The following is a 13,693-nucleotide window of genomic DNA, read 5'->3' as shown; positions in this document are numbered from 1 at the left end:
ACTTGTTTTTTAAACAATTATTTATCAGATTTGTATTAATAAGTTAATTATAATAAAACAGAAAGAAGAAAATGGAAGGAACAGAAAACAACGACCAAGACAACAGAAGAGAAGAAGTATTTTCTAAAGCAGTTAGAGCAGGGAAGAGAACTTATTTTTTTGATGTGAAAGCTACTAAAGCTGAAGATTATTATTTAACCATTACAGAAAGTAAAAGAAGGTTTAATAATGATAGTGGTAAATTCTTTTTTGAGAAGCATAAGCTTTTCTTATACAAAGAAGATTTTGGAAAGTTTACAGAAGGTTTAACTGAAGCAATTGATAAAATTAAAGCGTTAAAATTAGAGCAGGGTGAAGAGATTGTAGAAAAAGTAGCTTCTGATTATACAGATGTTGATTTTGACGATTTAGGATAAAAAATAAAACAACATAAGTTAAAAAACCCAAACTGAAAAGTTTGGGTTTTTTGTTTTTATTCTAATATTAGATTTATTCTTTCGTTTAATGGTCAAGTCTAAACTGGGTTCGGCAGTTTAGACTTGAATTGTGTTTTTGAAACTAAATATAGTGATTCAACTAAGAATAAATTCTCGAAGTAAAAATGAAGCATGCTGCATAGATAGTGTTATAAGCTTCACTCAACTCTGAACACTTTTTCTGTTGTCCCGTCACTATAGACGTAGATCAGCAAAGTATTTGGTTGATCCTTTATATATCTGCCCATTATATCAATAATCTTTATTAACTCTTTCTTGGTGGTTTCTGTTGATATGGTTTTCAGTCCTACCATAGCAGAAGGTATAGCTATTTGTATATAGCTATCATTTAAGCCTAAAGAAGTTAAACTATCAATGCCAGCACTTGGGTCCAGTTCAGCTGATCCGGAAAATATACCTGTGTGATAAATCTTTTGTGTGTTTGAAATGCATAGACCTTTTCCGCTTACAGATCCAGGCCCACCCAACTGTCCTGAAGATATTAAATTCCCAGAACCATCTAATCGAGCAATGTATGAATCGGAAGGAGAGACAGAAGCAATTAATTGAGTTCCTGGACCGCCATCCACATCAATGCTATCAATAAATTTTCCTAGAATATAAATATCATCATTGACAGCTATTGCTGCATCCAATGAATATTCCGTTTGGGCATTTCCGTAAGTGTTAGCCCACATGAAATTACCCGATGCGTCTAGTTTTAGCAGAAGGTTGTCAACCAATCCGTTGCTAGTAACATTATAAGTGCTTGGTCCTGGATCAACATCAATAGTATTCCAAAATCCTCCGGTGATAACAGGTTCGTCAGAATCACTAACAGATACAGTATGACCATTGTCAGCAGAAGAGCTGCCAAAGCTTTTAGCCCATTGAAATGTTAGTGAAGTGTCCAGTTTGCAGACATAAATGTCCACATTCGAGCTAATGGAGGTCAGATTAAAAGTTCCTACCCCAGGATCGAAATCGATGGTGGAATTAAAAGCCCCTACAACATAAAGGGAACCATTTGGTGCAATTGCGATTGAATTTGAACCCGAAGGGCCATCGCCTTCGAAATCTACAGCGTTAACAAAACTTCCGTCAGGTTTATATTTTGCTATATAACCAGCTTTTTCAGGAGGGTTAAGAGCAAACCAACCAGCTCCTGGGTCGAAGTCAGCATAATCAAAATACCCAGTTATATAAACGTTATTGTCAATATCGACTGCAATATCTGTAACAGCATCAGTTGATGTAGAACCTGCATTAAATGCCCACTCGAAGTCACCATTTACATTCAATTTACTTAAAAATAAGTCTGATCCTCCAAAGACCGTTAAGTCGTATACACCTAGTCCAGGATCAAAGTCAACAGTATTGAAGTAGCTTCCTCCTATGTAGACACCCCCAAAATCATCTGCAGCCACGCTCGTTGGACTAATACTGCTTCCGCCACCGAAACTTTTAGCCCAGATAAAGTTACCTAATGAGTCTAGTTTACAGACGAATGCCGCATTACTAAATTCTGGACTTAAATAATAAGTTCCTGCGTCAGGATTCAAATCAGCAGAATCAATTTCGATGGTTCCAACGACGTAAATGTTCCCATCATTATCTGTACTAATAGCAGTTGATTTAACATGGTTGGTTGATCGAAAATGACCAAGCCAATCCAATTGTTGAGCTAAGGCACTATTAGTAACGATTAGTGTTGCGAAAAGAAATATTTGTTTTAGATATGATTTCATATTAATGAGGTATTAAATTGCATTATAATGATTTTGTTGGAAACGTTTTACCCCTTCAACAAGCTCAGGATAAATTCACCTTAAACTGTGTTAAACGAAGTTCGATTATTTTTTAGAGAAAGTCAAGGGTTGTTTATATTGTTTTAAAAGTTAGCTAGACTTAAAAACAAGATTCCTCACTTCATTTTTCATTGAAATAAATTTCAAGAAAAATATTGTTCTGAATGACGATGTAGAAGAATTTACAACCCTTGCTGAAAAGCGACCATTTTTATTGCTGTAATTGCAGCTTCGTCACCTTTGTTGCCATGTTTACCACCAGAGCGGTCTAAACCTTGTTGCATGGTATTATCGGTAAGCACACCAAAAATAACCGGTTTGTTGTATTTTAAACCAACATCTTTAATTCCTAAAGCAGTTGCTTCACACACAAAATCAAAATGTTTGGTTTCTCCTTGTATTACGCTGCCTAAACAAATAACAGCATCAACATTAGTTTTTTCTAGTAAACTTTGAGCGGCTAAGGGTAATTCAAAGCTTCCAGGTATGTTTTTTACAATAATATTAGCTTCTGTAGCTCCATGCTTAACTAAAGTGTTGTAAGCACCATTTAAAAGCCCAGATGTAATATTCTCGTTCCATTCAGAAACAACAATTCCGAAAACCATTTTACTAGCATCCGGAATTGAATTAATATCGTAATCAGAAAGATTTTTGTTTACTGTTGCCATAAACTATTTTAATGCTTCAGCTCTAGCTAAATACTTTTCAATAGTTCTACCTTCGCTAGATTCAGCGTAATCATTCTTAATTGTAGTATAGTTGTCAAAAGCAGCTTGGTAATCACCTTTTTCTTCGTAAGCAATACCTGCTTTAAACAAATACATTGGTGAAGTTAAATTGTTAGCTTGGTTTTTAGCTGCTTTTTTATAGTAGCTAATTGCATCATCAATTTCTCCTAATTCTAAATAAGCATCACCAATTGCACCTAAAGCAATTGAACTAATCATAATATCGTCAGAGCTAAAGCTTTTTAATTCATCAATAGCAGCTTCAAAATCACCAGTTCTTAAGTAAGATATTCCTAAGTAATAGTGTGCTATGTTAGCCGATTTTGTTCCGCTATACTCATCAATAATATCAATAAAACCATAGTTTAAACCATCGCCATTAATTGCTTTTTGTAGGGAATCTTGCTCAAAATATTTCTCAGCCATAAACATAGATGATTGAGCTTCTATTTCCATTGGAGCGATATACATTTTAGTATAACCTAAGTATAATGCAATAACTACAACAATACCTCCAACAATAATTGAAAGGTTTTTTTTGTTGTTTTCTACAAAATGTTCCGTTTTACTGTAAACTTCTTGTACGTCAACTATTACTTCTTGATTTTCTTCGTTATGTTTCTTACTCATTGTTCACTAAAATTATTATAAGATTGCAAAAATAGCTTTTTTTTAAAATGAATAGCAATTTTAACGATAATTCTCTATAAGTTATTAATAAATTTGTGTCATGTTACTTAAGGAGCTAAATATTTTAAATTTTAAAAACTGCAGTGAAGCCAATTTAAGCTTTACGGAGAATGTAAATTGCTTTTTAGGAAACAATGGTGAAGGAAAAACAAATTTATTGGATGCGATATACTACTTATCGTTTTGTAAAAGTTATTTTAATCCTATTGATAGCCAGAATATAAAGCACGAAGAACCATTTTTTGTTGTTGAAGGAATATATGATAAAGGTGATAAAACAGATGTGATTTATTGTGGATTAAAACGAAATCAGAAAAAACAATTTAAACGAAACAAGAAAAATTACGAGCGATTAGCAGATCATATTGGTACAATTCCGTTGGTAATGATTTCGCCAATAGATATTTTATTAATTATTGAAGGGAGTGATGGCCGAAGAAAGTTTATTGATGGAATAATTTCGCAATACGATAAAAGCTATTTAAATAATTTATTAAACTACAATAAAGCCTTACATCATCGGAATTTATTATTAAAATCGTTTTGGTTAAACCGAAATTTCGACAAAGATTCGTTGGAAATTTGGGACGAGCAATTGATTAAGTATGGAACACTTATTCATCAATCAAGAAAAACTTTTGTTGATGATTTTACGCCAATTTTCCAGAAATATTTTACTCAATTAAGTAATAATAAAGAGACAGTTGCTTTAATCTATCAATCGCAATTAAATGACGATAGTTTTGAAAATCTGCTAGTCAATAATTTAGCTAAGGATAAGGCTAATCATTACACCAACTTTGGAATACATAAAGACGATTTGGTTTTTGCTATTGATGAGTTTCCGATGAAAAAGTTTGGTTCGCAAGGACAACAAAAAACCTATTTAATGGCATTGAAGTTGGCTCAAGCGGAGTTGATTAAAAATATTAGTGAAAAGAAAGTGATTTTTTTATTGGATGATATTTTTGATAAACTGGATGATAATAGAATGAAGCAATTATTGGCTATAGTGAGTAATGGCGATTTTGGACAGATATTTATAACTGATACAAGTTTATCGAGAATACCTGATATTTTAACTGAAGAAAACATTAACTTTAAGGCTTTTAAAATAGAGAACGGAGGAGCAGTAGATGTCTAAAAATGGTCCATTAAAAGAAGTAATTGATAAATTATTGAGAGCTTATGGCTACCAAGATCAATTGGATGAGATTGAGTTGCTAAAAGCTTATGATGAAGTGGTGGGAACTGTTTTTGTAAAACACACCAAAGAAGTTTATTTTAAAAATAAAACGCTTTTTATTAAGCTCGATTCAGCTGCTTTAAAACAAGAGTTAAGTTATGCTAAAGAAGCAATAAAGGAAAAACTCAACCAGATGATGGGAAAAAGAATAGTTGAAGAAATTAATATTAAATAATTGAGTCCGATAAAAAACATACAACTTAAGCTAGGAAAGTTCAAACTCAAAAATGAGAAGAAAAAACTGAAGCGTGATGTAAAAGCATTTAACCTAAGCAATGCTTCTACTGTTGGTGTTATTTATAATGCAACTAATCGTAACGATTACGAACTAGCTAAAAAGTTTGTTCAGTATTTAAAAGAAGAACGTAAAGATGTTTTATCTTTAGGTTATATCAACTCTAAAAATTCGGATGATGTGGTTAAACCGCATTTAAATTATCAGTTTTTTGACAACAATAGTATTTCAAAAATTAAAGTACCAAACAGTATTGATGCTAAAAGTTTTATTTCAAAATCCTTCAGTATTTTAATTGATTTAAACACCGAAGATTGTTTCCCAATTGAATATATTACAACGCTGTCGAGAGCAAAATTTAAAGTTGGAGCCGCTGGCAATTACCGCAACGAAGAATGTGATTTAATCATCGATATTAGCCAAAACAACAATTTAGATTACTTAATTATTCAAATTAAGCACTATTTGAAGATGATTAATCCTTAAGAATTAAGCTGTTTCTAATAAACCAGCTCTTTTAAGTAACGCATTGCTATCAGGTTCTTGTCCTCTAAATTTCTTATACAATTCCATCGGATGTTCTGAACCACCTTTCGATAAAATAAACTCTTTGAATTTAGCACCAATTTCTTCATTGAATAGTCCATTCTCTTGAAAATATTCAAAAGCATCAGCATCTAAAACTTCTGCCCATTTGTATGAGTAATATCCAGAAGAATAACCACCTTGGAAAATATGAGAGAAAGCTGTACTCATACAAACTCCATTAACCAATGGTGTAATTTGAGTATTTGCAGTAGCTTCTATTTCAAACTGTATCACATTTTTAATTAGTTCTGGGTTTGTAGTATGCCAAGCCATGTCTAACAAGCCAAAGTTTAATTGACGAACGATGTTACTTGCTTCCATAAATGTAGCTGATGCTTTAATTTTTTCAATTAAATCCATCGGAATTACTTCGTTAGTTTCGTAATGTTTTGCAAATAATTTTAAAGCTTCTTCTTCGTAACACCAGTTTTCTAAAACTTGAGATGGTAATTCAACAAAATCTCTGTATACACTTGTTCCAGATAAACTTGGATAAACGGTATTGGCTAACATTCCGTGTAAGGCATGTCCAAATTCATGGAATAGGGTAGTAACTTCGTTAAAAGTTAATAACGATGGTTTTGTTTCAGTTGGTTTTGTAAAGTTACATACGTTAATAATGTGAGGACGATGATTGACGCCATCTTGTATGTATTGATTATTAAACGAAGTCATCCAAGCACCATTTCGTTTTCCTTCCCTTGGGAAGAAATCAGCATAAAACAAAGCAACTAATTCTTTAGTGTTTTTGTCGGTTACTTTAAATGTTTTAACGTCTTTGTGGTACTTGTCTATATTAAAGATTTCTTCAAACTGTAAGTTGTATAATTTAGAAGCAACAATAAAAGCACCATCAATTACATTTTCTAGCTTAAAATAGGGTTTAAGCATTTCATCATCTAGGCTAAATAATTTTTGTTTTAGCTTTTCTTTATAGTAAGCTAAATCCCATGCTTGCAATTCACCTTCAAAACCTAATGAATGAGCAAAATCAGTTAATTCTTGGTGTTCTTTTAAAGCTATAGGTTTCGATTTTGCTAATAAATCGTTTAAGAAGCTCAATACAGTTTCTTGCTTACTAGCCATTTGCTCTTCTAAAACAAAATGAGAGTGATTTTTATAACCCAATAAATTTGCACGTTTAAATCGTAACTCAACAATTTTTAAAACAATATCTTGGTTATCTAAATCATCTCCTTTACACGATTTTGTAGCGTTAGCTCTATATAGTTGTTCTCTTAACTCACGATTATCAGCGTAAGTCATAAAAGGAATTAAACTTGGGTAGGCCAATGTAAATAACCAGCCTTCTTTGTTTTTAGCTTTTGCTGCAGTTCTCGAAGCTTCTAAAACACCTTCGGGTAATCCTGCTAACTCTTTTTCGTCAGTAACTAAAAGTTCAAACTTATTTGTTTCTGCTAAAACATTCTCACCAAAGTTTAAAGAGCATTGCGAAAGTTCTTTATCAATTTTTCTTAACTCATCTTTTTGAGTGGTGTTTAAATTTGCTCCATTACGAACAAAGCTTTTGTATTTTCTATCTAATAGGGTTTGTTGTTCGGTTGTTAAATCTAAATTGTTTTTGTTTTCGTAAACAGTTTTAACTTTTTTAAATAAATCTTCATTTAAACCTATATCGTTTCCGAAATCAGTTAGTAAAGGCGAAATTTCTTGTGCTATTTTTTGTATTTCAGGCGAAGTTTCGGCTGAATTTTGATTGAAAAAAATATGGGTTACACTATCCAATAATTTACCACTATAATCAAGTGCTTCAATTGTATTTTCAAAAGTAGGAGCATCAGTATTTGAAACTATTTCGTCAATTTCTTTTCTAGCTAAATCAATAGCTTTTTCAATAGCAGGTTTAAAATGACTATTTTCAATTTTTGAAAAAGGTGCTGTTTCAAAAGGGGTATTAAATGCTTCTAATAATGGATTCATGCTTCTCTTTTTATTTTTTGTCAAAGTTACGAATAGTACACTAAATTATACCCTTTCGCCCAATTCAATTACTTCTAAATCTTTAATATTTTCTTTATCAATGGTAAAACGAACTATGGTTTTTACTTTATGAAAACCATGTTTGCCAGCTGCTCCAGGATTAATATGAAGTAAGTTTAATTTTTTGTCAAACATCACTTTTAAAATATGAGAATGACCACTAATAAAAAGTTTAGGAGGATTCCTTTTTATTTTATCTCTTACGTCTAACGAATAACGATTGGGATAACCTCCAATGTGAGTCATCCACACATCAACATCTTCACATTTAAATCGTAAATTTTTAGGAAAATACCCTCTAATATCTTGACCGTCAATATTACCATAAACACCTCTAACCGTAGGAACAATTTTTAATAAGCCATCAATAACATTGATAGTACCTACGTCGCCAACATGCCATATTTCATCACAATCTTTAAAATATTTTTCAATTTTTGGGTCTAGATAATTATGTGTGTCCGATATTAATCCAATTTTTTTCATCTACTACAAATCTATATTATTGTTATTAATAATTTTGTTGAACATAGAGATTTAACTTAATTTCGACCTAATTAAAATAAAAATGAAATAATTAGGTTATTGTACCGAACTTAAAAATAAAATAATGAAAAATTTAATATTATTATTAGCGCTAACAATTTTCAGTACAGTTTTATTAGCTCAAGAAATTGAAACTTTAAAAGGTCAAGAAGGTGATTGGGGGTTGAGTATCAATATTTCAGGTATTATTAATGACATAAGATTAGAAAATGATAAAGATGCAAATGGAAACTATATGGTTTTTGCTCGTAAATATTTAAAAGATGATGTTGCCCTTAGAATAGGTTTAAATGTAACTAGTGATAGAAATAAATGGACAACAGAAGATAGTTTATCGCTAGCTTCAGGAAGTAGAGCTTTACAAACGGTAGATTCTTCTAAAACTCGTTTTGATTTTTCAGTTTTAGTTGGTTATGAAAAACACATGGCTGGAACAAAAAGATTAGACCCTTATTTTGCTGCGGAATTAATGATAGGAAGAATTGGTAACACAAAAACAGATGCAACAACAACGCTCAAGGATGTTACAGGAACTGATAAAACTGATTTTACTCGTCAACAAGATGGAGGTTTTACAATGGGCTTAGGTTTGGTTGCTGGTTTTAACTATTTTATCGCTCCTAAATTTAGCCTTGGTGCTGAATTTGGTTTTGCTTATACCTACATGAAATCGGGAGGGAATTATAGTGAAAGCACTGTTAATACACCTGTAAGTGGTAGCCAAACTTCTACATTTATATTAGGTAAACAAGAGCAAAGTAATAATACGATTGGAATTTCTTCTACTTCAGGAATTGTATTATCCTACTTCTTTTAGAAAAGTTTAACATGTTTTTAACTAAACATTTCATCTTAATAGATAATATGATTTAAATTGTTTAATACAACTTGGTTATATAAATGTATCTATAAAAAAAAAGGAGATGGTATTCATTATGAAAATAACCACACATTACAATTTACAATTGTATATGAGTTGTTTAAAAAATAATAACATAAAAAAAGAAGGACTATAGTCCTTCTTTTTTATTATCTGTATTTTGATTGTTGTTGTTTAATTGTCGAGGAGGAGTTTCATCTCCACCTTTATAGAGTACTGAAAATATAAATAACATTACTGCAGCCGAAATAAAAATGATTAATAATGTTGTTAATGTTTTGCTGATAATGTGTTTTATTTCAATAATATCCCAAACCGCTAATATTGAAATTACAGTAAAAAATAAAGCTAATAAAGCCAATAATATTGAGATTCCTTTTCTAAACATAGTCGTTTTTTTTAGTTATATTCAAATATAACGATTAATGAGATAATAAGTTGCAGCTAAGATGTTAACGATTGTTAAAACTTATTTTACAGTAAATGAATTAGTTGCTGGATTAAAGATGACGTCTGTATTTGCAAACAACTTATCGATTTCACCATTTTTAATTAACTCATTAGGTGTTGCGCTAATTACTTTTTGTTGATTAATTAACCAAACAGTATTACTCAATTGAAGCGCTAATTCTATTTGATGTGTAGAAATAATAATTGTTTTTTGATGTTTTTCAACTAGTAGTTTTAGAAGTTTGAAAACCTCAATTTTATTAACCAAATCTAAATGAGCAGTTGGTTCGTCTAGTACAATTATAGGTGTGTCTTGAGCAATAGCTCTTGCAATGTTAACTTTTTGTCTTTCACCATCACTTAATTCGGTATATAATTTAGTAGTAAGATGATTTATGTTGCACAACGAAATTGCTTCAGAAATTATAGTTTTGTCATTATTTGTTTTTATTCCTAACCAATTTGTATAAGGATATCTACCATAAGCTACAAAATCAAAAACATTGATATTATGGATACTTATTTTATTGGTTAAAACAACACTTATTAATTTCGATTTCTCAGCTTCCGAAAGCTTAAATAACAACTTACCAGCAACAGATATATCACCTTTTATAGGTTCAATTAATGAAGTTAAAGTTTTTATTAAAGTAGATTTTCCTTCTCCATTTCTTCCTATAATAGAAATAAATTGACAAAGATTAGAATCTACATTAATAGCTTCAATTAATGTTTTTTTTTGGTAGCCAATTGAAAGGTTTGATATGTTAATTCCTTTATTCATTAAAGAGGATTTGTCATTTTTTTATTTTTAAAAATAATCCAAATAATAAATGGTATACCTATAAAAGAAGTAATAGAATTGATTGGTAAAATTGTGTCATTTCCAGGAACGCTTGAAATAATATCTGCTAGGAGTAAAACATTAATACCTATTAATATGCTTAACGGAATTAGTTTTTTATGATCGGATGATTTACTAATTAACCTTGCAAAATGAGGAACTACAATACCAATAAACCCAATAGGTCCGCAATAAGCAGTAACACTTCCTGCAAGAACGGCAGTAATGATGATGGTTAAAAATTGAGTTTGTTTTACGTTTAGTCCTAAACTCTTAGCGTATTCTTCACCTAGCAAATAAAGATTTAATTTTTTAGAAATAAAGAAAGAAGCAAGTAGGCCTAAAAGAACTGTTGGTGCGAAAAATTTTAGTTGGTCTAATGAAACAGAACTTAAGTCTCCCATCGTCCATAAAATAAAAGATTTTAGTTGTGTGTCTGGGCTAAAATATTGAATGATACTAACAATTGCAGTAACAATACTACCTATCATAATTCCAAGAATTAATACAGTCATAATGTCTTTAATTTTAATTATTGCAGCTAATAAAATAAGCAATACAAAAGAAGATCCGAGAATTGAAGAAAGTAGTAGCCCGTAGTTTGAAAACAGAGGGAAGTTAGAGAGTGAAATTCCAAAAATTCCTGCACCCATAATAAATATAGCGACACCTAGGCTTGCCCCTGAACTAATACCAAGAATATATGGGCCAGCAAGAGGGTTTTTAAATAAGCTTTGCATTTTTAAACCACTAACAGAAAGAGCTGCTCCACATAATATTGCTGCAATAGCTTTTGGTAGCCTACTGTGTAAGATAATCAACTCCCAACTTTCTTTTTCTGTATTATTAAAAAACAAAATGTTTAATATACTTTTTATTGGAATATTAACAGATCCAAGAAATATGTCTAATACAAACAAAATAACTCCAACAATTAGTAATACTAATAAGAATATAATAAAGTTGGTTTGTTTATCTTTTTTCATTCGAGGCATAAAACTTTAGCCAAATTATAAATTAATTATTGTACTAAAAAGTGATAAAGTAAATTGATTAATTATTATGAAATCTTTTAAGAATGCTTAACTTTGTCGCTTATTTTATTTAACGAATATTACTATAAAATGGCAGACATTTTTGAGAAAATAAAAAACAATAGAGGTCCTTTAGGTAAATATGCTAAAGAAGCTCATGGATATTTTGCATTTCCTAAATTAGAAGGAGAGCTAAATAATAAAATGACCTTTAGAGGTAAGGAAGTTTTACAATGGAGTTTAAATAACTATTTAGGGTTAGGTAATCATCCTGAAATTAGAAAAGTTGATGAACAAGCATCAAAAGACTGGGGTTTAGCTTATCCAATGGGAGCTAGAATGATGTCTGGTAATTCTAATTATCATGAACAATTAGAAGCTGAGTTAGCTGAATTTGAAAAAAAGCAAGATGCAATTTTGTTGAATTTTGGTTACCAAGGAATGGTTTCTGCAATTGATGCATTATTAGATAGAAATGATGTAGTTGTTTATGATGCTGAAAGTCATGCATGTATTTTAGATGGATTAAGATTACACCAAGGTAAAAGATTTGTGTATCAACATAACGACATGGAAAGCCTTGATAAGATGCTTGAAAAAGCTACAAAAATTACTGAGAAAACTAATGGTGCAATTTTAGTGATCACAGAAGGTGTTTTTGGTATGTCGGGTAATCAAGGAAGTTTAAAAGATATTGTTGATTTAAAACAAAAATATTCATTCCGTTTATTTGTTGATGATGCTCATGGTTTTGGAACAATGGGAGCAACAGGAATGGGTACTGGAGAAGCTCAAGGTTGTCAAGATGGAATTGATGTTTATTTTGGAACATTTGCTAAAGCTATGGCTAGTATTGGCGGGTTTATTGCTTCTGATGAAGATGTGATTGATTACTTGAGATACAATATGCGTTCTCAAATATATGCTAAGTCTTTACCAATGCCATTAGTGATTGGTAACTTAAAAAGATTAGAAATGTTGAAAAATAGTCCAGAAATTAGAGAAAAATTATGGACTGTTGCTAATGCTTTACAAAAAGGATTAAAGGACAATGGATTTAATTTAGGAACAACAACAACACAAGTTACTCCTGTTATTTTAAGTGGAGATATTCCTGAAGCTACAAACTTGATTTTGGATTTAAGAGAGAATTATAACTTGTTTTGCTCTATAGTTGTTTATCCTGTTGTTCCAAAAGGAGTTATTATGTTGAGATTAATTCCAACTGCTATGCACAATCTAGAAGATGTTGAATATACAATTAACTGTTTTAAAGCAGTTCAAGAAAAATTGAGTGCTGGAGCATACAAATCTGAGACAATTGCAGATATTTCTTAATTGAAATATTTATATAATAAAAAAAGGCTAAACAATGGTTAGCCTTTTTTTTATAATATTTTTTTGATTAATCGAAGGCGATGAGAATAACGATTTGTATCTACATTGTAAATTCCTTGATGATCTAATTTGTCTATTCTAACACATCCAGATGCATGTATAATTTTATTGTTTTCTAAAACAATTCCTACATGAATAATGTTTCCTTCTTCATTGTCAAAAAAAGCTAAATCTCCAGGTTCAGATTCTTCTACAAAACTTAGTGTTTGACCTATTTTTGCTTGTTGAGAGGCATCTCTGGGTAAACTAAAACCAACCAGCTTATAAACTATTTGACTAAATCCCGAGCAATCAATCCCAAATGGAGAACGACCTCCCCATAAATAAGGAGAATTTAAATACATGAATGCATTTTCAATTAACTTATTTTTATCTGGAGAAGAAGATGCTTGAGTTGAATTGCCATCATAATTATATTTAACCTCATTAATGCTAATATAATCGTTACCAAAATTAGGTAATGAACTTCCAATTACAATCGGAATAACTAAGTCATCATTTTTTACAACATGAACTAGATCGGTTGAAACAAAAGAAGAAGAGTTTAAGGATGAAAACTCTTCTTCAGTTATTTCTATAATTTGTTTTTTATCAACCCAGCATTCATAATTGTCATGAGCTGTTTTAATTTTTCGCCAATCAGCTCTTTTTTCTTCGTAAATCTTTACAGTTTCACCAAATAATAGCTGCGTAACCATTTCGCTAGAATCAGAAGGTTCTAGTCGGCAAGGAACAACACTTAAATGGCAAATACCGTATTTCATTC

Annotated in this window: 15 protein-coding genes; 6 read left to right on the top strand and 9 right to left on the bottom strand. The window is 30.9% G+C overall.

The window, feature by feature from the left end; all coding sequences use genetic code 11:
* The first annotated feature begins 71 nt into the window (after nt 1-71).
* Nucleotides 72-416: a DUF3276 family protein gene (locus FRY74_RS05685; RefSeq protein WP_147099478.1), complete on the top strand. Its 345-nt coding sequence runs from the start codon at nt 72-74 to the stop codon at nt 414-416.
* A gap of 218 nt (nt 417-634) precedes the next feature.
* Here FRY74_RS05685 and FRY74_RS05680 read toward each other — a convergent pair whose 3' ends face one another.
* From FRY74_RS05680 to FRY74_RS05670, 3 genes are all read right to left on the bottom strand, one after another.
* Nucleotides 635-1,903 carry an NHL repeat-containing protein gene (locus tag FRY74_RS05680; RefSeq protein ID WP_147099473.1) on the bottom strand — a complete coding sequence of 423 codons (1,269 nt, stop codon included), beginning with the start codon at nt 1,901-1,903 and terminating at the stop codon, nt 635-637.
* Nucleotides 1,904-2,466: 563 nt separating this feature from the next.
* A complete protein-coding gene (ribH, locus tag FRY74_RS05675; protein WP_147099472.1) occupies nt 2,467-2,955 on the bottom strand; it encodes a 6,7-dimethyl-8-ribityllumazine synthase in 489 nt (162 codons plus the stop codon).
* A 3-nt stretch (nt 2,956-2,958) separates the two neighbouring features.
* Nucleotides 2,959-3,645: a tetratricopeptide repeat protein gene (locus tag FRY74_RS05670; RefSeq protein WP_147099470.1), complete on the bottom strand. Its 687-nt coding sequence runs from the start codon at nt 3,643-3,645 to the stop codon at nt 2,959-2,961.
* A 100-nt stretch (nt 3,646-3,745) separates the two neighbouring features.
* On the opposite strand from FRY74_RS05670, the gene recF reads away from it, so the two are divergent.
* The 3 genes from recF to FRY74_RS05655 are packed head-to-tail and all read left to right on the top strand — an operon-like array spanning nt 3,746 to nt 5,672.
* Nucleotides 3,746-4,849 carry a DNA replication/repair protein RecF gene (recF, locus tag FRY74_RS05665; protein WP_147099468.1) on the top strand — a complete coding sequence of 368 codons (1,104 nt, stop codon included), beginning with the start codon at nt 3,746-3,748 and terminating at the stop codon, nt 4,847-4,849.
* The gene (locus FRY74_RS05660; RefSeq protein ID WP_147099467.1) at nt 4,842-5,126 is read left to right on the top strand and encodes a DUF721 domain-containing protein; all 285 of its coding nucleotides are present in this window, start codon (nt 4,842-4,844) and stop codon (nt 5,124-5,126) included. The genes recF and FRY74_RS05660 overlap by 8 nt, the downstream gene beginning before the upstream one ends.
* Nucleotides 5,127-5,672 (top strand): DUF6913 domain-containing protein, encoded by a 546-nt coding sequence (locus FRY74_RS05655; protein WP_147099466.1) that lies wholly within the window; start codon nt 5,127-5,129, stop codon nt 5,670-5,672.
* Nucleotides 5,673-5,675: 3 nt separating this feature from the next.
* Here the strand turns inward: FRY74_RS05655 and FRY74_RS05650 are convergent, their stop codons facing one another.
* Together FRY74_RS05650 and FRY74_RS05645 are read right to left on the bottom strand one after the other, a co-directional pair.
* A complete protein-coding gene (locus FRY74_RS05650) occupies nt 5,676-7,715 on the bottom strand; it encodes a M3 family metallopeptidase (RefSeq protein ID WP_147099464.1) in 2,040 nt (679 codons plus the stop codon).
* Between the two features lie 45 nt (nt 7,716-7,760).
* Nucleotides 7,761-8,261, bottom strand: coding sequence for a metallophosphoesterase family protein (locus FRY74_RS05645; RefSeq protein WP_147099463.1), 501 nt, complete (start codon nt 8,259-8,261; stop codon nt 7,761-7,763).
* 124 nt (nt 8,262-8,385) lie between these two features.
* On the opposite strand from FRY74_RS05645, the gene FRY74_RS05640 reads away from it, so the two are divergent.
* Nucleotides 8,386-9,138 carry an outer membrane beta-barrel protein gene (locus tag FRY74_RS05640; protein WP_147099461.1) on the top strand — a complete coding sequence of 251 codons (753 nt, stop codon included), beginning with the start codon at nt 8,386-8,388 and terminating at the stop codon, nt 9,136-9,138.
* A gap of 193 nt (nt 9,139-9,331) precedes the next feature.
* On the opposite strand, the gene FRY74_RS05635 is transcribed toward FRY74_RS05640, so the two are convergent.
* The 3 genes from FRY74_RS05635 to FRY74_RS05625 form a co-directional block, all read right to left on the bottom strand.
* Nucleotides 9,332-9,589: a hypothetical protein gene (locus FRY74_RS05635; protein WP_147099460.1), complete on the bottom strand. Its 258-nt coding sequence runs from the start codon at nt 9,587-9,589 to the stop codon at nt 9,332-9,334.
* Nucleotides 9,590-9,670: 81 nt separating this feature from the next.
* Nucleotides 9,671-10,435, bottom strand: a complete 765-nt coding sequence (locus tag FRY74_RS05630; RefSeq protein WP_147099458.1) for an ABC transporter ATP-binding protein — start codon at nt 10,433-10,435, stop codon at nt 9,671-9,673.
* On the bottom strand, nt 10,435-11,481 hold the full coding sequence (locus FRY74_RS05625; RefSeq protein WP_147099456.1) for a FecCD family ABC transporter permease: 1,047 nt from the start codon (nt 11,479-11,481) through the stop codon (nt 10,435-10,437). Before FRY74_RS05625 ends, FRY74_RS05630 begins: the two co-directional genes overlap by 1 nt.
* A gap of 138 nt (nt 11,482-11,619) precedes the next feature.
* On the opposite strand from FRY74_RS05625, the gene FRY74_RS05620 reads away from it, so the two are divergent.
* Nucleotides 11,620-12,867 (top strand): aminotransferase class I/II-fold pyridoxal phosphate-dependent enzyme, encoded by a 1,248-nt coding sequence (locus FRY74_RS05620; protein ID WP_147099454.1) that lies wholly within the window; start codon nt 11,620-11,622, stop codon nt 12,865-12,867.
* Nucleotides 12,868-12,917: 50 nt separating this feature from the next.
* Here FRY74_RS05620 and FRY74_RS05615 read toward each other — a convergent pair whose 3' ends face one another.
* Nucleotides 12,918-13,691 carry a C40 family peptidase gene (locus tag FRY74_RS05615; protein WP_147099452.1) on the bottom strand — a complete coding sequence of 258 codons (774 nt, stop codon included), beginning with the start codon at nt 13,689-13,691 and terminating at the stop codon, nt 12,918-12,920.
* Nucleotides 13,692-13,693: the final 2 nt, after the last annotated feature.

The organism is Vicingus serpentipes, assembly GCF_007993035.1.
Classification (GTDB): Bacteria; Bacteroidota; Bacteroidia; order Flavobacteriales_E; family Vicingaceae; genus Vicingus; species Vicingus serpentipes.
Note: the sequence above shows the minus strand (reverse complement) of the source record. Positions and strands in the feature narration are given on the sequence as shown.